At 70.8% G+C, this 21,207-nt stretch carries 16 protein-coding genes and 2 pseudogenes; 4 read left to right on the top strand and 14 right to left on the bottom strand.

The genetic code is table 11. The features are described 5' to 3' along the window. Nucleotides 1-1,194: 1,194 nt before the first annotated feature. Entirely contained in the window at nucleotides 1,195-1,419 is a 225-nt protein-coding gene (locus tag ACV7NM_RS32515) for a hypothetical protein (protein WP_463413662.1), read from the bottom strand. Nucleotides 1,420-1,872: 453 nt separating this feature from the next. Between ACV7NM_RS32515 and ACV7NM_RS32510 the strand changes: the two are divergent. The 3 genes and pseudogenes from ACV7NM_RS32510 to ACV7NM_RS32500 all read left to right on the top strand — a co-directional run bounded on the left by ACV7NM_RS32510 (nucleotide 1,873) and on the right by ACV7NM_RS32500 (nucleotide 4,491). Then, nucleotides 1,873-2,620 (top strand): annotated as a pseudogene (locus ACV7NM_RS32510) (transposase). A gap of 350 nt (nucleotides 2,621-2,970) precedes the next feature. Continuing rightward, nucleotides 2,971-3,543: a hypothetical protein gene (locus ACV7NM_RS32505; RefSeq protein ID WP_463413661.1), complete on the top strand. Its 573-nt coding sequence runs from the start codon at nucleotides 2,971-2,973 to the stop codon at nucleotides 3,541-3,543. A 522-nt stretch (nucleotides 3,544-4,065) separates the two neighbouring features. After that, nucleotides 4,066-4,491 (top strand): CBS domain-containing protein, encoded by a 426-nt coding sequence (locus ACV7NM_RS32500; RefSeq protein ID WP_463413660.1) that lies wholly within the window; start codon nucleotides 4,066-4,068, stop codon nucleotides 4,489-4,491. Between the two features lie 308 nt (nucleotides 4,492-4,799). Here ACV7NM_RS32500 and menC read toward each other — a convergent pair whose 3' ends face one another. The 12 genes and pseudogenes from menC to ACV7NM_RS32440 all read right to left on the bottom strand — a co-directional run bounded on the left by menC (nucleotide 4,800) and on the right by ACV7NM_RS32440 (nucleotide 18,787). Beyond that, nucleotides 4,800-5,912, bottom strand: a complete 1,113-nt coding sequence (gene menC, locus ACV7NM_RS32495) for an o-succinylbenzoate synthase (protein WP_463413659.1) — start codon at nucleotides 5,910-5,912, stop codon at nucleotides 4,800-4,802. A gap of 25 nt (nucleotides 5,913-5,937) precedes the next feature. After that, on the bottom strand, nucleotides 5,938-6,699 hold the full coding sequence (locus tag ACV7NM_RS32490; RefSeq protein ID WP_463413658.1) for a GNAT family N-acetyltransferase: 762 nt from the start codon (nucleotides 6,697-6,699) through the stop codon (nucleotides 5,938-5,940). After that, nucleotides 6,696-7,778 (bottom strand): M20 family metallopeptidase, encoded by a 1,083-nt coding sequence (locus ACV7NM_RS32485; RefSeq protein ID WP_463414142.1) that lies wholly within the window; start codon nucleotides 7,776-7,778, stop codon nucleotides 6,696-6,698. Before ACV7NM_RS32485 ends, ACV7NM_RS32490 begins: the two co-directional genes overlap by 4 nt. Nucleotides 7,779-8,020: 242 nt before the next feature. Continuing rightward, the gene (locus ACV7NM_RS32480) at nucleotides 8,021-9,043 is read right to left on the bottom strand and encodes a dipeptidase (protein ID WP_463413656.1); all 1,023 of its coding nucleotides are present in this window, start codon (nucleotides 9,041-9,043) and stop codon (nucleotides 8,021-8,023) included. Between the two features lie 52 nt (nucleotides 9,044-9,095). Further along, a complete protein-coding gene (locus ACV7NM_RS32475) occupies nucleotides 9,096-9,788 on the bottom strand; it encodes an ABC transporter ATP-binding protein (protein ID WP_463413655.1) in 693 nt (230 codons plus the stop codon). Beyond that, nucleotides 9,785-11,605 carry a dipeptide/oligopeptide/nickel ABC transporter permease/ATP-binding protein gene (locus ACV7NM_RS32470; protein WP_463413654.1) on the bottom strand — a complete coding sequence of 607 codons (1,821 nt, stop codon included), beginning with the start codon at nucleotides 11,603-11,605 and terminating at the stop codon, nucleotides 9,785-9,787. Before ACV7NM_RS32470 ends, ACV7NM_RS32475 begins: the two co-directional genes overlap by 4 nt. Next, a complete protein-coding gene (locus tag ACV7NM_RS32465) occupies nucleotides 11,605-12,633 on the bottom strand; it encodes an ABC transporter permease (protein ID WP_463413653.1) in 1,029 nt (342 codons plus the stop codon). The genes ACV7NM_RS32470 and ACV7NM_RS32465 overlap by 1 nt, the downstream gene beginning before the upstream one ends. Beyond that, nucleotides 12,630-14,207, bottom strand: coding sequence for an ABC transporter substrate-binding protein (locus ACV7NM_RS32460; RefSeq protein WP_463413652.1), 1,578 nt, complete (start codon nucleotides 14,205-14,207; stop codon nucleotides 12,630-12,632). Before ACV7NM_RS32460 ends, ACV7NM_RS32465 begins: the two co-directional genes overlap by 4 nt. Before the next feature lie 215 nt (nucleotides 14,208-14,422). Continuing rightward, nucleotides 14,423-15,337, bottom strand: a complete 915-nt coding sequence (locus ACV7NM_RS32455; protein WP_463413651.1) for a serine hydrolase — start codon at nucleotides 15,335-15,337, stop codon at nucleotides 14,423-14,425. Then, nucleotides 15,334-16,293 carry a serine hydrolase gene (locus tag ACV7NM_RS32450; RefSeq protein WP_463413650.1) on the bottom strand — a complete coding sequence of 320 codons (960 nt, stop codon included), beginning with the start codon at nucleotides 16,291-16,293 and terminating at the stop codon, nucleotides 15,334-15,336. The genes ACV7NM_RS32455 and ACV7NM_RS32450 overlap by 4 nt, the downstream gene beginning before the upstream one ends. A gap of 22 nt (nucleotides 16,294-16,315) precedes the next feature. Beyond that, nucleotides 16,316-17,641: a serine hydrolase domain-containing protein gene (locus tag ACV7NM_RS32445; RefSeq protein WP_463413649.1), complete on the bottom strand. Its 1,326-nt coding sequence runs from the start codon at nucleotides 17,639-17,641 to the stop codon at nucleotides 16,316-16,318. A gap of 166 nt (nucleotides 17,642-17,807) precedes the next feature. Next, nucleotides 17,808-18,787 (bottom strand): annotated as a pseudogene (locus ACV7NM_RS32440) (IS5 family transposase). 115 nt (nucleotides 18,788-18,902) lie between these two features. Between ACV7NM_RS32440 and ACV7NM_RS32435 the strand changes: the two are divergent. Continuing rightward, nucleotides 18,903-19,490 (top strand): isochorismatase family protein, encoded by a 588-nt coding sequence (locus ACV7NM_RS32435; RefSeq protein ID WP_463413648.1) that lies wholly within the window; start codon nucleotides 18,903-18,905, stop codon nucleotides 19,488-19,490. A gap of 12 nt (nucleotides 19,491-19,502) precedes the next feature. On the opposite strand, the gene ACV7NM_RS32430 is transcribed toward ACV7NM_RS32435, so the two are convergent. Continuing rightward, the gene (locus ACV7NM_RS32430; protein WP_463413647.1) at nucleotides 19,503-21,185 is read right to left on the bottom strand and encodes a PucR family transcriptional regulator; all 1,683 of its coding nucleotides are present in this window, start codon (nucleotides 21,183-21,185) and stop codon (nucleotides 19,503-19,505) included. Nucleotides 21,186-21,207 lie beyond the last annotated feature (22 nt).

The following is a 21,207-nucleotide window of genomic DNA, read 5'->3' as shown; positions in this document are numbered from 1 at the left end:
AAGCCGCCCGCAACCTGAGCCCTACTACCCTCCAGTGCATTAGACGACCGTCCCCCGCCCGCCAACCCCCCCTGCCACGGACACCGGGCACGGGCCGAGCCTCTGTGCAGCATCCCTCCTGCGGTCGCCGCCCCCTTGACCACCAGGCGGATCAAAGGTGGTCAAGGGACATCCGGCCCATAGATCACATGTGAGCAGACGGCAGCCTGCTCCCCTGGACGACTGCCCCCTCCGGCAGCGGTGCGACGGGACGGACCCACCGGTCCTCAGGCGCTGCGTGGTTTGCGGCCAGCGCTCTTCTTCGCCGGGGCCTCCTTGGCGGCAGCCTTCTTCGCGGCCGCCGGGGGGCAGCTCCGCTCCGATCTGTGCGGGCCGCCCCCTTCCGGGGTGGTGCCCCGCGCTGCTTGAGCCGATAGGCGGTTTCGGCCGGAGGGCCGCTATCGGTGGATCATCGCGCGAGGAATGGCCCTCTGGGTGGGGGCGGTCGGGTTGGTTCCTGTGACGAGGAGGACCAGGAGGACGGCGATCGCCTCGTTGCGCAGGGCATTTGCTGCCTGTTGGAGCTTGTGCGGGTCGGGGGACGGTAGGGAGGGGGCCACGGTCGCGGCGGCGTGCGAGGGCGGCCACCTGGTCCGGGTGGACGTCGGGGAACTCGACGTCCCCGCCGAGGTAGACCAGAAGACCGGTCTTCACGGGTACCGGGCGCTGGTGTTCACCCGGCGCCGAGCCAAACCGGACCGTGCGCCGCCTGCCACCGGCCCTGTGCGCGCTACGGCGCTCCCGCCAACCCCTTGTACAGGCGTGCAGGGCCACGCGGCGGGCGCAGTAGGGGTCTAACCTCATGTCCGTGTTACCGCCCGACCTGCCGCGACTGCGGACACTGGTCACCTACCTGCGCGGGGAGCTGGGCCGTGCGGAACGGGCGCTGAACGCGGCCGAGGAGGCCGAGGAGGCCGTTGCACGCCGGCGGCCGCCCGCGAAAGCCTCCGCGTGGCTGCTCGAACGCGGCATCGGAGCCGGCCGGCCCACCCGGCTCGGTGACGCGACCAGCTTGACGTCTGCGCATGTGACCGGCCAGCTTGAGACCCAGCCAACGAGGCTGACCGTGGATAGTGTTGGTGCAGGTCAGCTGCATTCCTGGCGCTCTTGAGGCGAGCACCGGCGGCGGGGGACGGCGCTTCGGGCCCGGGGGGCTCAGTTGCCTTGCGTGGCGAACAGCTCCAGGTGCCCGCACGCCTGGCAACGCCAGGCGTCGATCTGGCGGCGCGGGCGCCCCATCCGCTTCGCGCCGCCGAGCAGGCCGCGTTCCAGCGCCCCCGCGATCCACCGGGCGTACCCGGGAGCGCCCTGACCGGTGTCCTCGACGAATCCGAGTTCGAGGACGCCGGAACCACAAAACGTGCAGCGCATCTGGGTCATCCGCCGAGTGTACGAAAAGCCGTGCGGGCCCAGGCGGCCGGTGTCCCCTCCGGTTTGCTTGGGACCCATCCAGGCGGGTTCGGGGTCGACACGATGGTAGAGACGGATCCTGGCCTGCAGCACGGGTAAGGCCCTCCCGCCCCGGAGCTCCGGGGCGGGAGGGCCACCTGTGGCTGCGAGACGTCCCCGCGCCACACGGACCGGCCGATGTCGGGCTACCTGCAGCCGGCCCCTCCCGCGGCCATACCAGCACGAGCGGTGGACTGCCGCTGGTGAAATGGGTGGAGTCCTCGACCGCCTTCGGTCGAGGACCCCACACGTGATGGATCGGGTCAGTGAGCCTTTTCAGAGTGGCCACCGGTCGGGTGACAGGGTGGCCTCCCGCAACGCACGAGGCTCCTGCGCCGTTGAGAGAGGTGTTCGACGTCTCAACTCATCAGCACAGGAGCCTCGTTGGTTCCCCATCCTGCCGCACTCGACCTCCCGCACGCCCTGGTCGAGTGGGTAACCATGCTCATCGTCACCCGTGAGGGTGACCGCCGCTGCAAGCTCCCGCCTCACCAGCGTGCTCTCGTCGGCTTGGTCTACCTTCGCCGGCACGACACGCTCGCGCAGATCGCCGCCGGTTTCGGTATATCCGTCGGCACTGCCCACGCCTACGTCACCGCGTGTGTCGACCATCTGTCCCGCCGGGCGCCGGGCTGCTGCGGGTCCTGCGGGAAACGGATCCCGATCACGTTCTGCTCGACGGAACGCTCGCCGAGTGCGACCGGGTCGGTGACAGCCGGGCCGACTTCTCCCAGAAGCACCGCCGCCACGACGTCAACGTGCAGTTCGTTGCCGACCCTGCGGGCAAGCTGCTGTGGATCTCGCCCGCACTGCCCGGCCGCACCCACGATCTGACCGCGGCCCGCACCCACCGCATCATCCGGATCGCGAACGCCAGGGCGTACCCGTCCTCGCCGACCGCGCCTACATCGGGGCCGGCTCCTGGGTGACCACGCCGATCAGACGGCTCCCGCACCAGGAGCTCACCGCGACCCAGCGGACGATCAACCGGGCCCTGTCAGCAGCACGAGCGCCGGTCGAACGAAGCCTCGCGAGACTGAAGGCCTGGTGTGTCTTCCGCAGAGCCCGCTGCAGCCCTAACCGCATGACGGTCATCGCCGCTACCGTCCTCACCCTGGAGCGTCAACGCTGAAAACGCTCAAACGCCCTTTAGAGACGGGTAGACCGCGGGCCCGCAGCCCACATTGCTGGCTCGAACGGCTCCATGCCCCGCCCAGGCGGTGACAGGCAGCCGGTGACCTCACGGGCACGCCGCGATCTGATGCCGTGATCCAAAAGTGCTGGTTCAGCCGCGTCGGCGACGTTAGCGTCGGCCTGCTGCCCGCACACACACCCGGGGGAACCATGCCTGCCCGCGTACCCATAGCAACCGCCGCCCTGACAGCCGCTGTCATAGGCGTCTGCGTCATCTCAGGATGCAGTGCGCCGACGGGGCATACCCCCGCCGCGGGCACGGGATCGGCATCACCGGGCAAGACCCTGATGGCACCGCTGACGGTGGTCCAGCTGAAGGACGCGGCCCTGGTGGACGCCGACGTCCCGCAGGTGAAAACCGGTATGGACATACAGGAGCCGAACCACGAGCCCAGCAGGTTCCCGCCAGTGTCGGATCCCGCCTGCCGGACCTACCTCGACATCCGCACCGGCGACAGGTCCTACGCGCGCGTAGAGCAGGACTATGACTGGAAGGACAACGTCTACCCCGGCAGCTCCACGCTCGCCTCCTACGAAGCCGGCGCAGCGCAGCAGCACTTCGCGGACCTCAAGAAGGCCCTCGCCGCCTGCCGGACCTTCGAAACCGAAAACTGGACGGGCAAGCACACGGTATCGATAGCGATGGAGGCACCTCCACGGTTCGGGGACGAAGCGGTGACCCTGCGAGAGCACACTCCCGTCTCGGAAGGCGCTGACGCGGACAAGCAGATCACCATCGTGCGAGCCGGGAACACCATTGTCACCTTCACCAGTCTCGATGTGGGCAGAAGCTCCTACTTCCCCATCGAGCTGATCGACCGGCAGGTCGCCCGCCTGAACAACGTGCAGCAGCAATCCTGAACCGGCCGCCCGGCATCGAGTATCTCTTCTGCTGACCAAGCCGGGAGGGCCCAGGGCAGCGGCGAGTTGGTCGCCGTCATAGTGCCTTCGGTATTCCGCCCGAGCTGGCAGACGGTCTACCGACGCTTCGCCCATTGCAGCCGGGCGCGAGTCTGCGCTCGGCTCCACCGCATCATCCTCGACGAGCTCGGCGCCAGCGGCGACTGCACTCGTCAACCTTGCCGGTGCGTTCGTTCACCCGCCGGTTGCGGATCCGGTCCGAGGTGCCGCGCTGAAATGATGGAAATGGATCATGTGGGAGTCGGTGGCCGTAGAGAGGCTCACGGGCAGGCTGACCGTGAAGAGTCCACGGCAGCGGCGTGATCACGAACCACAAGGGCACGGGGAGTGCCAGGAGGAGAGTCAGGAACACCCGCAGGCGCAGCATGAGGGCGGGATTGCGGGACACCCGCGCCCACTGGTTGGAGAAGTGCCAGGCCGGTGCCGCGTAGCTATGAGCCGCTTTCACCGAGCATGGCACGCATGGCGGCGTCGCGGCGGACCACATCGGGTGCCCGCGCCGAGAACCTGATGACCACCCCCGCCGTCACGATCCGCCCCGACGCCACCCTCCCGCAGGCCGCCCGCCTCATGACCGACCGCCACATCAAGCGCCGCCCGGTCGTCGACGCCGACGGCACCCTCAAGGGCATCGTCAGCCGCGCCAACCTCCTGAAGGTCTTCCTCCGCAGCAACGATGAACTCGCCGCGGACATCTGCGAGAGCGTGGTCCAGCGCCTCTTCCCCCTCTCCCACGAAGCGGTCGAGGTCACCGTCTCCCACGGCATCGCCATCCTGACCAGCCAGGTGAGGGACCGCGCCCTGATCCCGCTGGCCGAACGTCTGGCCCACGCGGTCGAAGGCGTCGTCGATGTGCGCTGCCGGCTTGACGCCGGCTCCGACGTCTGACCGCCGCGCGCCCTCCTCGCTTGGCGTGCATTCCCGTGGAGCACCCGCCCGCCGTCGCGCTGGGAGGTGACCCGGTCGACTGGCGGGCGGGCTTGCGTGGCGTCGCGGATGCTCGGTGGGTGGAGGGTCCGGCCGTCACGCAGTGCGGTGGTACCACTGTGCCCGGGCGGCGGCCCTGCTCGTTCGTGCGCGCAGCTGAATTCGTCGGGGTCGTTCCGTCGTGCACGACGAGTGCGGGGACAGACGCCGAGGCTCCCTGGGCGTGGTGGCGCCAGGGAGCTTCAGGGGACGGCTTCGAGTACCGACGGTCAGAGCGAGATCCACTCCGTGGACGTGGTGACCTCGTTCAGGAGGTCGCGCAGCGGCTGGACGCCGAGGCCCGGGCCCGTGGGGACGTCGAGGTGGCCGTCTGCGAGGACGAACGGCTCGGTGATGTCCGTGGCGAAGTAGCGGTGGGAGCCGGACGTGTCGCCGGGGAGAGTGAAGCCCGGGAGGGCCGCCAGGGCGACGTTGGCCGCGCGGCCGATGCCGGTCTCCAGCATGCCGCCGCACCAGACGGGGACGCCGTGGGCGCGGGCGATGTCGTGGATGCGGCGGGCTTCGAGGTAGCCGCCGACGCGGGCCGGCTTGATGTTGATGATCGAGCAGGCACCGAGGGAGATCGCCGCGGCGGCGTCGGCGGCGGACTCGATGGACTCGTCCAGGCAGATCGGGGTGCGCAGCAGTTTGGCGAGCTGGGCGTGCTGGACCATGTCGTCGTTGGCGAGGGGCTGTTCGATCAGCAGGAGACCGAAGTCGTCGAGCTTCGCGAGCTGCTGGGCGTCGACCAGCGTGTACGCGGCGTTGGCGTCGACCTGGAGGAGGATGTCGTCGCCGAAGCGCTCGCGGACGGCGCGGACCGGCTCGACGTCCCAGCCGGGCTCGATCTTCAGCTTGATGCGGACGTAGCCCTCGGCGACGTAGCCGTCCACCGCGTCCAGGAGTTCCGGTAGCGAGTCCATGATGCCGACCGAGACCCCGCAGGGCACCCGCTCACGGGACGCGCCCAGGTACGAGCCGAAGGACTCGCCCGAGCTGCGGAGCTGGGCGTCGAGGACCGCCGTCTCCAGGACCGACTTGGCCATGTGGTGGCCGGTGAAGGGTTCCAGGGCGCGGCCGACCGCGGCCGCGTCCACGCCGTCCTTCGGCAGGGCCGGGACGAGGAAGCGGCGCAGGACGTCCTGGGTGCCGTCGACGTACTCGGAGCAGTAGCGGGGCTCGGACATCGCAGCGCACTCCGCCCAGCCTTCCGTCCCGTCGGAGGTGACGGCGCGGACGAGGAGGACGTCGCGGCTGGTCTCGACGCCGAAGGAGGTGCGGAACGGGGCGACGAGCGGCATCGCGATGCGGCGCAGTTCGACGCCGGAGAGCTTGGTCTTCATGTGCGGGTGGCTCCTGGCAGGTTGTTCAGGCGGCGGTACGGCGGACGATGTAGCTGCGGCGGTCGTGGAAGCCGGTGACGCGGGCGCCCTCGGCGAGAAGACCGCCGAGGGTGTGCCGTACGGCGAGGCGCCATGCGCGGGCGGCGCCCGGGTCGGTGCGGCGCAGCGATTCGATGTCGTCGGGGAGGTCGATGAGGACGGTGTCGGCGTCGGTCGGGCCGATGACGGGGTGGCCGCCCTGGTTGCGGACGCCGTGGGTGGTGCCGGCGGGCGGCTCGAAGGTGTACGGGCCGGCGGGGGCGGTCAGGTCCCAGGCGGTCAGGACGCGGTCGGACTCGTCGCCGCCGTTGATGGCGTCGTCCATGGCGCCGTAGAACGACGGGAGGTACTCCTCGGGGCGGGCGCCGAGTTTGACGAGGTTGAAGTGGGCGTTGCGGCGGATCAGTGGGTCATAGGTCCAGGTGATGCGCTTGATCCCGCGGTCGAGGGCCCACTGGCACTGGTGCAGTTTGAGGGCGAGGCCGATGCCGCGTCCCATGACGGTGCCGGTGATGTGAGAGTGCAGGGTGGTGCCGATGGGGTCGCCGTAGAAGGCGACGGAGGCCCCGACCAGGCGGCCGTCCTCGTACGCGCCGGCCACGTAGTTGCCCGCGTGGGACAGGGCGCGCATCACTTCGGCGGAGACGGGCGGGCTGTCGGCGTCGGTGCCCCATATGCCGGCGTAGAGCCGGCTGACGGCGTCGAGGTCCTCCATGGTGTGGAGTTCCCTGAGGTCGAGTGCGTTCACTGGAGTGCTCCGACGAGGTGGGCCAGGAGCCGGGCTCGTTCCGGCATGGTGGCGGTGACGACGTGTTCGTGGTCGGCGTGGGCGCCGTCGCCGACGGCGCCGAGGCCGTCGAGGGTGGGGCAGCCGGCTCCGGCGGTGTAGTTGCCGTCGGAGGCGCCGCCGACGGCTGCCTGTCGCAGGGGGTCGAGGCCGAGTCGCGGGGCGATGTCCGCGGCCAGCGCGAACAGCTCGCGGGAGGCGTCCGGGTCCAGGGCCGGGCGGTTGGGGCCGCCGTCGATCCGCAGGCCGGCGGCCGGATCGTGCGGGCGCAGGTCCCTGATCAGCCGGTCGACCGCTTCCTGGGCCGCCGCGCCGGGGACGCGTACGTCGACGCTGAGGTCGGCGCGGGCGGGCACGGTGTTGTTCGCGGTGCCGGCCGACATGAGCGTGGGGGTCACCGTCGTCCCGGGTCCGGTGCGGGCCGTCACGGTGTCGGCGATCCGGCTCAGGGTGAGGAGCTGGTGGGCGAGTTCGGTCGCCGCGTTGACGCCCTTCTCGGGTTCGAGTCCGGAGTGGGCGGCGCGGCCGTGGACGGTGATGTCGTAGAGGGAAACGCCCTTGCGGCTGGTCTTGAGGGCGCCTCCGGGTGCGGAGGGCTCCAGGACGAGGGTGGCCGTGCACCGGCGTGCGAGGTCCTCGATGAGGTGGCGGGAGGTGCCGGATCCGACCTCCTCGTCGCCCGTGACCAGGACGCACACGCCGTCGAGGGAGGGCAGGCGGGACAGGGAGTGGAACATCTGGACCAGACCGGCCTTCATGTCGAAGACGCCGGGGCCGCGGGCGATGCCCTGCTCCACCTTCCAGGGGTGGGTCGTGAGGGAGCCGATCGGCCAGACGGTGTCGTGGTGGCCCAGGAGCAGGACGCGCGGGGTTCCGAAGGTCCACTGGACGTGGGTGACGCCGTCGGCGACCAGCGTCTGGGGGCGGGCGCCGAGCAGTCGGGTGCCCTGGTCGGCGACCACGCGGGCGCTGCGGGCGACGGCTGCGTGGTCGGCGGAGTACGACTCGCAGGTGACGAGTTCTTCGAGGTCGGCGAGCATGCCGTCGAGTTCGGGTGCGGGGGCGGACAGGACGTCCAGCCGTGGTGGGCGGGGTTCTTGGTCAACCGGCACGGTGTTTCCTCCAGGTGGGGATGGCCGCCACGCTAGGGAGCTCGGTCGCGGCCCGGTTGGTGCGGTGGTGACAACGTGGGCGTCCGGTTCGTGCCGGGATCCCAAGGCCGCCGGGACCAGCGGTGCCCGCCGGGTCGTCCGACCGGGCGGCCACCGTTGCCGGGGCCGGCTCAGCCCATGTGCTTGGTCATGAGCTGCCGCAGGTTCCCGCCGAGGATCTTCAGGATGTCCGCATCGGGCAGACCTCGGCGGACGAGCGCCTCGGTCACCAGGGGCATGCCGACGGGGCCTTCTAGGCCGGGGAAGTCGAACATCGGGTCCTCGTCGTCGGGGTTCTCGCAGCAGGGCGGGGTGACGTCGTGCATGACTTCGCGTACGAAGTCCGAGCCGAGGCCGACGTGGTCGATCCCGGCGACGGAGACGATGTGCTCGATGTGGTCGACGATCCGGTCGGTGCTGACCTTCGCCTGGTCGTTGGTGAGGAAGTCCGGGACGAAGTTCACGCACACCACGCCGCCGGTGGCGGCGACGCCCCGGATCTGGTCGTCGGTGAGGTTGCGGTGGTGCTCTCGCAGGGCCCGGGCGCAGGAGTGGGTGGCGATGAGCGGTCGGGTGGCCAGCTCCAGCACGTGTGCGACGCCGCTCGCTCCCAGATGGGAGATGTCGAAGAGCATGCCCAGGCGTTCCATCTCCCACAGCGCCTCGACGCCGGGTGCGGTCAGCCGGCTGCCAGTGGCGTCCTCACGGCTGCCGTCCGCGAGCGGGGTACGTCCCCAGTGGGCGATCGAGGCGATCCGTACGCCGAGCCGGAAGAGGGTGGGGAAGAGTTCGACGGAGGCGTCGATGCCGGGGGCGCTTTCCAGGGCGAGGACGAGTGCGATCCGGTCCTCGGCCAGGGCCGCGTCGATGTCGGCGCCCGTCAGGCACAGCGCGACCTGGTCGGCGTTGGCCTCGGCGAGGACGTGGGCGCATTCGATCATGCGGAGGGTCTGCCGGAGTGCCCCCTCGGGGCGGTACTGGTCGTCGATGAAGACCGGCAGCACCTGGATGTCGATGCCGCCTTCGCGCAGCTGGGGCAGCCAGCGTTCGCGGAAGAAGGAGCCCCAGCGCTTGGGCGGGCGCGCGGCGACCGCCATGAGGAGGTCGTTGTGCGCGTCGGCGACGACGGCACGGTGGTGGAGGTCGTGGGACACGACGTTCCTTTCGGAGGACGGGGAGGTCTGCCGGACGGCACAGCCGGGTGGCTCAGGCGCGGGCAAGGCGTGGCACCGCGTCGAGGAGGGTGCGGGTGTAGGCGTGCTGCGGGGAGCCGATCACGTCCTCGACGGGGCCGCACTCCACGAGGCGGCCGTGGTGCATGACGGCGACGTCGTCGCAGACGTACCGCACGACGGCGAGGTTGTGCGAGATGAACAGCATCGTCAGGCCGAGTTCGCCGCGCAGTTCGCGCAGGAGGTTGAGGACGGCGCCCTGGACGGAGACGTCGAGGGCGGAGGTGATCTCGTCGGCGATGAGCAGCTCCGGTCCGGCCGCGAGGGCGCGGGCGATGGCGACGCGCTGGCGTTGCCCGCCGGAGAGTTCGCGCGGGTACCTGGGCGCGTAGGTGGGCGGCAGGGAGACGAGTTCGAGGAGCCGCTCGACTTCTGCCGTCCGCCGGGCGCGCGGGACCCGGGTGCCCTCGGCGATGGCGTCGCCGATGCTCATCCGTGGGTTGAGAGAGGAGTACGGGTCCTGGAAGACCATCTGCACGCGGCCGGGCGCAACTCCGGTGACGGTGCCCCTGTAGGGGGTCAGGCCGGCCACTGCGCGGGCGAGGGTGGACTTGCCGGAGCCGGATTCACCCACGAGCCCGGTGACGGAGCCGGCGGGGACGTTCAAGCTGACGCCGTCGACGGCGGTGAAGGAGCCGAAGCGGACGCTCAGGTTGTCGATGTTCACTGGACCTCCCAGCAGGCCACGGAGTGGTCCTCCGTACGGGCGAGGAGCTTGGGGCGGATGGCGCAACGAGCCGTGGTGAAGGCGCAGCGGTCGGCGAAGGCGCAGCCGTCGCCGACGTCGGCGGGCGCCGGCTGGCGGCCGGGGATGGTGGTGAGGGGGCCCGACCGGTCGGTGTCCATGTCGGGCAGCGAGCCGACGAGGGCGCGGGTGTAGGGGTGGCGGGCGTAGTGGAGGGCGTCGGCGGGGAGCTCCTCGACGATGCGGCCCGCGTACATGACGGCGATCCGGTCGCACAGTTCGCTGACGACGGCGATGTCGTGAGAGATGAACAGGGCGCCGGCCTGCGTATCGTCGACGGCTTCGCGCAGGACGCGGAGGACCTCGCGCTGGACGGTGACGTCGAGGGCAGTGGTGGGTTCGTCCGCGATGATCAGACGGGGCGTGTTCATCAGGCCCATGGCGATGACGGCGCGCTGGCGCATGCCCCCGGACAGCTCGTGCGGGTAGCGCCTGACGACGTCGGCGGGGTTCTTGATCCGGACCCGGCCGAGGCGCTCGACGGCGCGGGCCCGTGCCTCGGTGCGGGTGGCGCCGTCGTGCAGGGTGGCCACTTCGGCGAGTTGGCCGCCGATGCGCAGCGCGGGGTTGAGGGAGCTGGTGGGGTCCTGGAAGACCATCGCCAGCGAGGAGCCGAGCAGCTTGCGGCGCTCCGAGTCGGTGAGGCCGTCGAGGTCCACCCCGCCCAGCCGCATGCGCGCACTGCCGGCGAGGCCGGGGTAGGGCACGATCCGTCCGATGGCGGCGGCCGTCATGCTCTTGCCGCTGCCCGACTCGCCGACCAGACCGACGATCTCTCCCGCGCGCACCGTCAGCGACATCTGCCGTACGGGGGTGATGCCACCCGGGAAGGCCACGGTGAGATCCCGCACCTCCAGAACGGCATCCGGTACGGGCTCGTCCCGGGCGGGTGGCACCTGGGGGGCGGCGGGCTTGCCGGCCGGCTCGCGGGTGTGGGAGGCGGCCTTGGCGAAGGTGTCGCCGAGCAGCATGAAGCCCAGGCCGGAAAGGCTGACCGCGAGGGCGGGGGCGACGACCACGGACGGGGTGACGTAGACGTGGCCGAACGCTTCGTTGAGGAGGCGTCCCCAGTCGTAGGAGGGCGCTTGGACACCCATGCCGAGGAAGGACATCGCGGACAGGCCGAGCAGGGCGCCGCCCATCGCCTGGGCCGTGTTGAGGATGAGCGGCTCGGCGATGTTGGGCAGGACGTGCCGGACGAGGATGCGATGGCGCGGCACGCGCAGCATGCGCGCCGCCGCGATGTAATCGGAGCCGGCGACGGACGCCGTCATGGTGTGGGTGAGCCGGGCGAACGTCGGGGCGAGGGCGACACCGATGCCCAGGACGGCGCCCTGTGCACCGAGGCCGGCGACGACGGCGGTGAACATAGCGAGCAGCAGGGCCGGGAAGGCCACCAGCAGATCGACGACGCCGATCACCACGCGGCCCGCGCGCCGGGGCAGGACCTGGGGCAGGGCGCCGAGCAGGACGCCGGCAGCAGTGCCGATCAGGGTGGCCAGGAAGGCGAGGCCCAGGGTCAGCCGCGTGGCCACGAGGGTGCGGGCGAGCAGGTCGCGGCCCACGGCGTCGGTGCCGAGCAGGTGCGCTGCGGAAGCCCCCTGGCTGATCGCCTTCGGGTTCATCCGGGTCGCGGCGTCCTCCCAGACCGGCGGGGCGACGATCGCGAGGAGGACCATGAGGGCGACGAGCACGGCGCCCAGCAGGCCGACGGGGTTTCTCAGCAGACGGCTGCGCATCAGCCCTCCCTGGAGGTGGAGGCGGACAGGGCGGACTTGGGGTCGAGGATCCCCAGCAGGACGTCGACGAGGAAGTTGACGACCAGCACGAGGGCGCCGTAGACGAGGATCATGCCCTGCGCCACGGGGTAGTCCTTCTGGGTGATGGCCTCGACGGTGCGCAGGCCGAGACCCGGCCAGGCGAAGACGTTCTCGACCAGGACGCTGCCGGTGATCAGCCCGCTGAGCAGCAGGCCGCCCATGGTCAGGGTCGCGGTCAGGGTGTTGGGCAGCAGGTGCACGGCGTACAGCCGCCAGGCGGGCAGGCGCTTGGCGTGGCCCAGGCGCATGTAGTCGGTGTCGAGTTCGCGCAGGGTCTCCACGCGCGCCAGGCGGGCAATCATCGCCGCCGGGGCGATGGCCAGCGCCGTGACGGGCAGCACGAAGGAGGCGGGGCCGGTCAGCCCGGCCGGCGGAAACAGGCCGAGGCCCAGGGAGAGGACGAGCAGCAGCGCGAGCCCGTAGAGGTACTCGGGGATGGCGACGGCGGCACCGGTGAGCGTGGTGAACGCGGTCTCCGTACCCGGCCGCCGTCCGTTGTGGGTGCGGACGGCGGCCCACAGGCCCAGCGGTACGGCCACGGCGAGCGCGACGAGGGTGGCCAGGACCGCCAGGGCCAGGGTGCTGGGCAGACCCTGGCCGATGATGTCGGTCACCGGCTGGGAGGAGAAGAACGAAGTTCCCAGGTCGCCCGAGACGAGGTCGCGGACGTAGTGCGTGAACTGGGTGAACAGCGGATCGTCGAGACCGAGTTCGCCCCGGCGCTGCGCTACGAGTTCCTTCGGGGCGGTGGGGCCGAGCATCCGGCGCAGTGGGTCGCCCGGAATCAGGTGGATCATCGCGAACGAGGCGACGACAAGCACGGCGAGGGAGCCGGCCAGGCGCAGCAGGTGACGGGCGAAGAAGCCCGGCGTGAGCCGGCGGGGACGGCGTGGCTGGGCGGCGGCAGGCGCTTCGTGCGGGACGAGCACATCGGATGAGGTGGTCACTTCCGTCCTCCCGTCATACGGATCGACGTGGGGTCGAAGAGCCCCGCCGTGATGCGGAAGGTGGCGTCGTGGGCGGCAGTGGTCAGGGTCTTGTCGACGACGGGGACGAGATCGGCACTGTCGAACAGCGCACCCTCCGACCGCGCCCACAGCGCGCAGCCCGACGCACCCGGGAGCTTGCTCGCAGCGGCGGTGAGTTCCTCGTACGTGGCATTGGCGAGGTGGGCGAAGTTGCCGCCGTCGGGGGTGAAGGGGCCGGACAGCGAACCGATCAACTGCGTGGGCAGGGTGACCCCGAGCGACACCCAGTCCACGTCCCAGTCCTGGGTGACCGCTTCCACCTCGTCGTAGGCGACGTCCGACAGGGCCCGCAGACGCACATCGACGCCGATCTTCTTCCACGCGTCGGCCAGGTACTCGGCCGCGGCGGCCATGCCCTCACCGCCGGAGGTCCCGTAGATCATGCGGATCGTGAGCCTCTTTCCTTCCTTGACCCGGATGCCGTCGGGTCCTTGGCGCCAGCCGGCCGCATAGAGTGCCGAGCCGGCCGCAAGGGGGTCGAAGTCGGGCAGGTGGCCGGTGACCGTGTCACCCGGGCAGGGGTTCGGTTGCAGCACCAGGCCGGTGGGCCGTTGGCCGGTGCCACCCGTGGAGATCGCGCCGAGAGCGCGCAGGTCGACGGCTTGGAGGAGGGCCTTGCGGACCGCCGGGTCGTGGCCGGGGTGCCCGTTGCCCTGGTGGAAGAAGAACTCCTGCGTGCCGTTGGCCTGAACGGTGGTGCTCACCCCGGGAACGTTGGTCACCCGGGCACGGTCGGGGCCGGCGAATTGTGCGCCGTTCAGCTGGTGGGAGAGCAGCAGGTTCGCCGCGGTCGACTCGCTGCCGACGACCTTGAGGACGACCGAATCGGGCATGGCGGGGTCGGATGCCGTGGCTCCACCGGGTCCCCAGGCGTAGTCCGTGCGCCGGATGAAGGTGTAACTCCGGTTCGGCAGGGCGCGTGCGAGCTGGAAGGGGCCCGATCCGGAGGTGCCGCTCTTGAGCAGCGACCGGTCCTTCAGTCCCTGCCCACAGACCATGAACAGGTATCGGGTGCTCTGCAGGATGAGCGCGAACGGCTCGGGCGTGGCAAGCGTCACGGTGCCGGCCGTGTCATCGGCCTTCGCGGTCAGGCCCTCGGGAACCACGACGCCGATGGCGGGCGACTTGGTGGCCGGATCGGTGATGTGGTCGACGTTCGCGGCGATCGTGCTCGGTGTCACCGGGCTGCCGTCCGCGCAGGTGACGCCGCGGCGCAGGGTGAAGGTGACCGACGACGGCTTGACGTCCCACTTCTGGGCCAGGCCCGACACGACACGGCCGTCGGCGTCGATGTTCACCAGCGTGTCGTAGGCGAGCGAGAGCGCGGTGTACGTGGCGCTGTTGTGGAACTGGGCGGGATCGAGCAGGCCCGGATCGCTCTTGATCGCGAAGCTGAAGGCGTCACCACCGGCCGACCCGGCCTGGCCGCTGCCGCAGCCGGCCGCCAGCAGTGACGCCGCGAGACAGGCGGCCATCGCCTTGGCTCTGTTCATCGGGGGCTTCATAGGGGCTCCTTGGGGCGGGAGAGTTGCCCCACAGTCGCGGCTCGTGGCCGGAAATGATTCAGCCGGGCCGACGAAAGTGGTCGGGCCGATTGGGTGCGGGAACCCAATCTGCGCGGGGCTGGGGAAGACACGTGAGCCCCGGACCGCTGGCATGCGGCCCGGGGCTCGGGGTGGCGTGGTCAGAGGGGAACAGGGGGCTCGGCCTACGATGCGGCGCGCAGGTGGTCGGTGGCCACCCGGGCGGCGCGGCCGATCGCACGGTCCGCGAGGGGCTGACGTGCGGCTGCGGTCGAGGTACGCAGGAAGACGCCCACGGCGTACCGCCTGCCGTCAGGGAACTGGACCACGCCGGCCTCGTTGCGCACGGCGAAATCGGTGCCGGTCTTTCCGGCGATCCGGACACCCGCTTCCGGGAAGCCGGAGACCAGGCGGTGCTGCCACACCTGCTGGCCCATGATGTCCCGGACCTCGGCGCAGGCGGATGCCGGGCCCGCTTCATCCCGCCAGATCGCAGCCAGGAGCCCGGTCACCTCGCGGGGCGTGCTCGACGGGCTGGTGCCGGGAGCGGTGGCTCGCAGGGCGAGGAGCCTTTCGTCTGGGATGCCGGCCAGCTGGTCGTCGAGGGAGCGGTCCGGTGCGAGTCCGAGTTCCCGGCGGATGTCTTCGTCCAGGGCGGCGCTGGAGGAGAAGCCGAAGCCGGGGAAGCCCAGGGCGTCGAGCGTGGAGCGGACCCGGTCGGGGCCGACTACGTCCAGGAGCAGGTCGGTGGCCGCGTTGTCACTGATCGTCATCATCATGAAGGCGAGGTCCCGAGCACTCATCTCCACGTCGTACGCGCAGCCGTCCGTACCGCTGCCGCCTGCCCGATAGGCGGCGGTGACGGTGTGCCGTCCGGCCGGGTCGAGCTCCCCGGCCGCCGCCTGGCGGGCGTACTCCAGGGCGATGGGGATCTTGAAGACGGAGGCGAGCACCACCTGGGTGTCAGCGCCATAGCCGAACTCCGCTCCCGTCTCAAGGTCCCTGGCGTGGACGAAACCATCGACACCGACCTGGGCGAAGGTATAGGTGAGCACGGTGTGGGCCTGTTCGGCGGTACCGGTCCGCGCGGCGGTGGTCATGGCGTCTCCTGAGGTGCGGTGGCGGCCGGTGGGCGGCGCAGGTGGTCGACGGCGGTCCGTGCGGCACGGCCGATCGCGGCGTCGGCAGCCGGATTGCGTCCGCCGAGAGCGGGGGTGCGCAGGAAGACCGCGACGGCGTAACGGCTCCCGTCGGGGTACTCGACGACGGCGGCTTCGTTGAGGACGCCCCACAGGGAGCCGTTCTTGGCCGCGACCTTGACCTCGTTGTCGAACCCGGCGATGAGGCGGTGCGCGGACAACTGGTGGCTCATGAGTTGACGCACTTCCGCGCAGGCTTCAGGAGGGCCCGCCTGGTCGCGCCAGATCGCCGTGAGCAGGGAGGTGATCTCCCGGGGCTTGCTGGAGGCGGAACGGGTGGGGTCGAGCATGGCCAGGCCCCTGATCCGCTCCTCGCTCACCTGGTCCAGCTGGGCGTCGATGTCGCCGTCCGGGTCCAGCGCGAGTTCCGCCCAAACCGGGTCCCACAGCTCGCGGTAGCGGCCGACCGGCAGGCGGGGGCAGCCCAGTTCGGTGGCGACAGTGCGGACCTGGTCCGTTCCGAGGATCTCCATGAGCTTGTCGGTGGCCGCGTTGTCGCTCATGGAGAGCATGAAGAAGGCGAGGTCGCGGGTGCTCAGGGTGACGTCGTGCCGACAGCTGTCGGTGCCGATGCCCCCGCCCTCGCGGTTGACGGCGGTGATGGTGTGCCGTGCGGCCCGGTCGAGGGCTCCGGCAGCCGCCTGGCGGGCGTAGGCGACCGCGACGGCGATCTTGCGAAGGGAGGCGACGATGACGTGGGCGTCGGCGCGGAAGGCGACCTCGCGGGCGGCTGCCTCGCCGTCGGCGTCGATGTCGCATGCGTGGACGAAGCCTTCGACTCCGGCCTCGTCGAAGATCGCCTGAAGGGCGGTGGTCACCTCGTCGACGGGTGCACCGGCCGCGGAGGGTGGTGGCATGGGGGTTTCCAATCGTGCAGGGTCAGCTGGTCTTCGGGGTGGCGCGGCCGCTGTAGTGGAGGTACGAGGGGCCTTCGGGTCGCTGCTCGAACACCACTGCGTCCCAGACGGAATCGCCCTCATCGCGGCCTACGAAAGTCGTGGCGTCGACGGCGACGAGGTCGAGGGTGCGGGAGCGGGCGAGGCCCACGAGGATGCCCGTGGGTTCGGTGCGCAGGCGCAGCCCGCCGCTGTGCGCCGTCACGTGAATCCTGCTGCCGGCGCGCTCGTAGACGCCGGTGAAGGGTTCGACGTCGACGTCGACGGGTTGCCCGGGCGGGGTGAGGGGGGCGGGTACGTCGACCGCGTGCAGCTCGCGCAGCAGCTCGGTGGCGAGACGGTGCTGGAATTCGACGCTCCGGCCCCCGTTGATCAGCGCGGCGATGACCGTCCCGAGTCCGGGCAGGACCCACAGCACGGCGTGCTGGCCGATGGTGTCGCCGGTGTGCGAGAGGACCTGATGGCCGTCCCACTCGTCCAGGCTCCAGCCGATGCCCCACTGCTGGCCGCCGGTGTGCGGATTGGGCAGGTCGACCTGCGCCCCGCGCAGGGCGGCAGGGTCGGCGAGGAGCGCGCCCGGAGTGAGGTGGGCACGGCCAAAGGTGACCACGTCGGCGGCGCGGGCGCAGATCAGCCCGGCCGGACCGACTGACCGTGGCAGGCCCCACGTCGCCGCCACGGCGCCGTCCTCGTCGTGGCCGACGGCCGCGCCGAAGCGCAGGACGTCCTCCGGCAGCGTCCAGGTGTGGGTCAGCCCCAGCGGGTCGCAGATCTGCTCGTGCAGCGCCTGGTCCCAGATCTTGCCGGTGACCTCTTCGATCACCCGGCCGGCGATGACGAATCCGGAATTGCAGTACGAGTGGGAGTCCCCGACGCGGAAGGTCTGCTCCAGGCTGGCGCACGCCTCGACGTAGCGCCGCAGACAGTCGTCACCGCGGCCGGTGTCCAGGAACAGGTCGCCGTCGATGCCCGAGGTGTGGGTGAGCAGGTGGCGCAGGGTGATCGCCTCTGTGGCGTGGGGGTCGCTCACCCGGAACTCCGGCAGGATCTCCGCGACGGGGGTGTCCAGCGTGACGCGGCCCTGCTCTGCCAGGAGCATCAGCTGCGTTGCGGTCCACACCTTGGTGACCGAACCTATCTGGAACAGCGAGTCGGTGAGCACGGGCGCCCCCGTGTCGGTGTTGAGGACCCCGGTGGCGCACTCGTGCAGCTCGCCGTCGTACCAGAACGCCAGGCTCGCCCCCGGCACCTCGGAGTCGGCGGCCAGGGCCGCCAGGCGGCCGGCCCAGTACTCGATGTCGGCCTTCACTCGCGTCCTCCGGGTGGCTCGATGCGGCTCCTTGAACTTGGCCGGAAGCGTACGCACGGAGGCATCCCGGCGGTTCGTACCCGGGCACGAAGATGCAGGTCCCGGCTTGGCCCGGCGGACGACTCCGGGGGCGGTCGGCCTTCCTAGGGCCTGTGTGATGTCGCGATCATTCGGTGGTCTTCACCAGGTCGTCGATCCAGATCATTGCGGCGCGGAGGTGGAGGCCGGCGAGGTAGCTTTCGGGTGACTTGTCGTAGCGGGTGGCGATCCCTCGCCAGGCCTTCAGCTTGTTGATCAGGCGCTCGACGGTGTTGCGTTCCTTGTAGAGGTCGGTGTCGTGGCTGACGGGTCTGCCGCCTCGTGCGCCCTTCTTCTTCCGGTTGGCGGCCTGGTCCTTCTTCTCCGGGATGACGGCCTTGATTCCGCGTTTGCGCAGGTAGGCGCGGTTGCCGCGGGATGAGTAGGCCTTGTCTGCGGCGACCGCGCCGGGCTTGGTGCGGGGACGGCCGACGGGCAGGCGGACTCTCACCCTCGCGAGCACGGGGATGAACTGCGGGCTGTCCCCGGCCTGCCCGGCGGTCAGCACCATTGAAAGCGGACGGCACCTGCGGTCCGCAGCGAGGTGAATCTTGCTGGTCAGGCCGCCCCGGGACCTGCCGAGGAGGGCTTCCTTCAGGCGGAGCTTGCGTCTGCGGCGGATGCGGCGACGCTCGGCCTGTCCGTTCTGTTCCTCCGGTCCGCCCCCTTTTGCCGGGCCGCTTCCTGTTCCTGTGCGGCTTCTTCCAGGGCCTCCATGAGGTGCTTGCTGACACGCATCCCCGCGGCGTCGTGGTGGGCACGGACCGTTGTGGAATCCACGCTGACCAGCGACAAGTCCGTTCTTCCCACGCGGGCTGCCTCGGCGATCAGGCCTTCCAAGAGGGCGGTGAAGACACCGGCGTCCCGCCAGACGCGGAAGCGTCCGTAGACCGTGGCCCACGGGCCGAACTCGGCAGGCATCTCCCGCCACTGAGCACTGGAGCGGAACCGCCAGATCACACCCTCGAACTGCTCCCGCAACCGCTCCGGATACGGGCCGTACCTACCGATCGGCAGATACGGCTCGATGAACTTCCACTGGGCATTGGTGAGTTGCCTGCGTGTCACAACCACAGTCGTACCGGATTCCACCTCGCGACGAGGACAGAACCCAGAAACTGATCACGACATCACACAGGCCCTAGGGTGACGTGCACCGAACGTACGAGGAGACGAGACGACGATGCCGCTGATCGACCGCGACGACTGCGCCCTGGTGATCATCGATGTGCAGACCGATTTCTACCCGCCCAAGCGGCTGGACGTGGACCGGCAGCGGTTCCACGACATGGTGCGGCGCATCGCCTGGATCACGTCGGTGGCCGACCGCCTCGGCATACCTGTCGTGGTGACCGAGGAGGACCCCGACGTCAGCGGCCGCACCGTGCCGGAGATCCGCGAGGCGCTGCCGGCTAAGGCGGTCACCCTGCCGAAGAACGCCTTCGCCGTGTGGGACAACCCCGGCATCGCCGCGGCGATCGAGGCCACCGGCCGTACGACCATGGTCCTGGTCGGCATCGAGACCGACATCTGCGTGGCCCACTCGGCGATCCAGCTGCACCACGCCGGCAAGCGCGTGGTGGTCGTGGACGACGCCGCCTACTCCCCCGGCCCGGCCCACGACCGGGGCCTGCGCCGCCTGGCCGACCGGGGCATCGAAACGCTCTCCACCAAGGAGCTGTTCTACGACTGGCTGCGCACCATCCAGGCCGCGGACGCCTTCCACGACACCCACGCGGACCTGACGGTCCCGCCCGGCGTCCGCCTCTGAGCAAGGCGCACGTCAGTCGAGACCGGCGGTGGGACCGGGGCTCTGTGCCTGGGCCCCACCGCCGGTCTGCGTCTGTCCCGTGCCCAGCAGGCGCAGCTGCAGCATCGCGGCGAACCTGGCGGCCGGGTCCTGGAGGTCGATCTCCCCCACCTCGGACACCCGTCGGATGCGGTAGCGGAAGGTGTTGGGGTGGACGAACACGCTCGCGGAGGCGGCGATCACGTCGCCGAAGGCGTCCAGCCACGCCCGCAGGGTCTCGACCAGGTGGGCGTTGTGCTTGGCGTCGTACGCCACGAGGCGGGCGAGCGGTCCCGACAGCTCGTCCCGGTTGGCGACGGCCAGGTCCCGCATCTCGATCAGCAGGGCGTCGACGTACACGTCCGCGATCGAGGCGGCGCGCTTGCCGGTCCGGCCGGTGAAGAGCACCCGCAGCGCCCGGTCGGCATTGGCCCGTGAGCGCGGCAGCGCGGCGGGCTCCTCGGCGACCGAGCCGATCCCGATGACGGCGCCGGCCCGTTCGCCCGTGCGGGCCAGGAAGTTCGAGGCCACCTGCAGAGCCCGCTCGCGGGCGTGGGAGGTGTCGCCCGGCACGGGGAAGAGCGCGTACGCCACATCGCCGAGCAGGGCCACGGCGGAGCGCGGCTGTACGGCGGTGAGGTGGACGGCCAGGGCGGAGGCCAGACGCTGGCGCTCGGCCGTCACGTGGGCGTGGTCCTCGTCCCGCTCGGGTGCCAGACCCATGGCCATCACGAGCGTGGGTTCGTCGACGAGCCCGAGCCGGCCGAGCGCCTCCACCGCCCCGGCACCGCCGTCCAGCGCCGTCGTGACGAGGTCGGCGCGCAGCCGGTTCTCGGCGTCGGCACCCGCCCGGAAGCGGAGCATGTGCAGGGCCACGAGTTTGGCCGCCTCCAGGAATGCCTGCTCCCGCTCCCGGGTGAGGGGTTTGCGCAGCGCCGCCCACACGGATCCGAGGAACTCGTCGCCGGCCCGGACCGCCACCGCCACCCGCGGCAGCGCCACCTCGTCCCCGAGGGTCGGCGCAGGTACGTGGACCAGGCCCTGGCTGCGGTACAGCTCCTTGAAGACGCCGTGTTCCTCGTGGTGGCGCAGATACCGCTCGGGGACCTGACGGGCCAGGATGCTCTCCACCCGGGGAGCGTCCGCCTCGTCCTGCCGGCCCGAGAAGGCGAGGATGCGGGAGCGGCGGTCCTCGATGGTCACGGGCGCGTCGAGCAGGGTGGCGATGGCGTTGGCCAGGGCGAACAGGTCCCCGGAGGGCACCCCTCCCAGGGTCTGTTCCTCCCCCTCCCCCACGTCGCCCTCGGCAAGCTGGGTGCGGAGCATCGCCGCCAGCTGGGCCCACGAAGCACCGGGTGTCAGGGCGAGCAGTGCGACGCCCGTCCCCTCGACGATCGGCTCCAGTTCGTCGGCGTCGTCGACGGGACCGCGGACGACTAGGGCGGTAGCACCGAGCGCGGCGAGCTGCCGCAGCAGCCGGCCTGTCTCCTCCGACCCGTGCACGCCGACTCCGAGCACAATGGCGTGCTCCGGATAGTGCTGTTCGTCGTACGGATCGTGGATGCCGACGCCGCCGATCTCGCCGGCCGCCTCGGGGTCGCCGTACAGCAGGTCCAGGAGGGTGTGGCCGAAGTCCTCGAGCACCCGGCTGAGGCTCCGGGCGGGGTGCGTCGACATGTGCCTGATCATCTCCGCAGGG

Source organism: Streptomyces sp. Tek67B01 (assembly GCF_055231995.1).
Note: the sequence above shows the minus strand (reverse complement) of the source record. Positions and strands in the feature narration are given on the sequence as shown.

What these genes read in the sequence shown, in the direction of transcription:
- ACV7NM_RS32515 (WP_463413662.1), bottom strand. Translation starts at nt 1,419, where the DNA reads ATGACCCAGATGCGCTGCACGTTTTGTGGTTCCGGCGTCCTCGAACTC.
- ACV7NM_RS32505 (WP_463413661.1), top strand. Translation starts at nt 2,971, where the DNA reads ATGGCACCGCTGACGGTGGTCCAGCTGAAGGACGCGGCCCTGGTGGAC.
- ACV7NM_RS32500 (WP_463413660.1), top strand. Translation starts at nt 4,066, where the DNA reads ATGGCGGCGTCGCGGCGGACCACATCGGGTGCCCGCGCCGAGAACCTG.
- menC (WP_463413659.1), bottom strand. Translation starts at nt 5,912, where the DNA reads ATGAAGACCAAGCTCTCCGGCGTCGAACTGCGCCGCATCGCGATGCCG.
- ACV7NM_RS32485 (WP_463414142.1), bottom strand. Translation starts at nt 7,778, where the DNA reads ATGCTCGCCGACCTCGAAGAACTCGTCACCTGCGAGTCGTACTCCGCC.
- ACV7NM_RS32470 (WP_463413654.1), bottom strand. Translation starts at nt 11,605, where the DNA reads ATGCGCAGCCGTCTGCTGAGAAACCCCGTCGGCCTGCTGGGCGCCGTG.
- ACV7NM_RS32460 (WP_463413652.1), bottom strand. Translation starts at nt 14,207, where the DNA reads ATGAACAGAGCCAAGGCGATGGCCGCCTGTCTCGCGGCGTCACTGCTG.
- ACV7NM_RS32455 (WP_463413651.1), bottom strand. Translation starts at nt 15,337, where the DNA reads ATGACCACCGCCGCGCGGACCGGTACCGCCGAACAGGCCCACACCGTG.
- ACV7NM_RS32450 (WP_463413650.1), bottom strand. Translation starts at nt 16,293, where the DNA reads ATGCCACCACCCTCCGCGGCCGGTGCACCCGTCGACGAGGTGACCACC.
- ACV7NM_RS32435 (WP_463413648.1), top strand. Translation starts at nt 18,903, where the DNA reads ATGCCGCTGATCGACCGCGACGACTGCGCCCTGGTGATCATCGATGTG.
- ACV7NM_RS32430 (WP_463413647.1), bottom strand. Translation starts at nt 21,185, where the DNA reads ATGTCGACGCACCCCGCCCGGAGCCTCAGCCGGGTGCTCGAGGACTTC.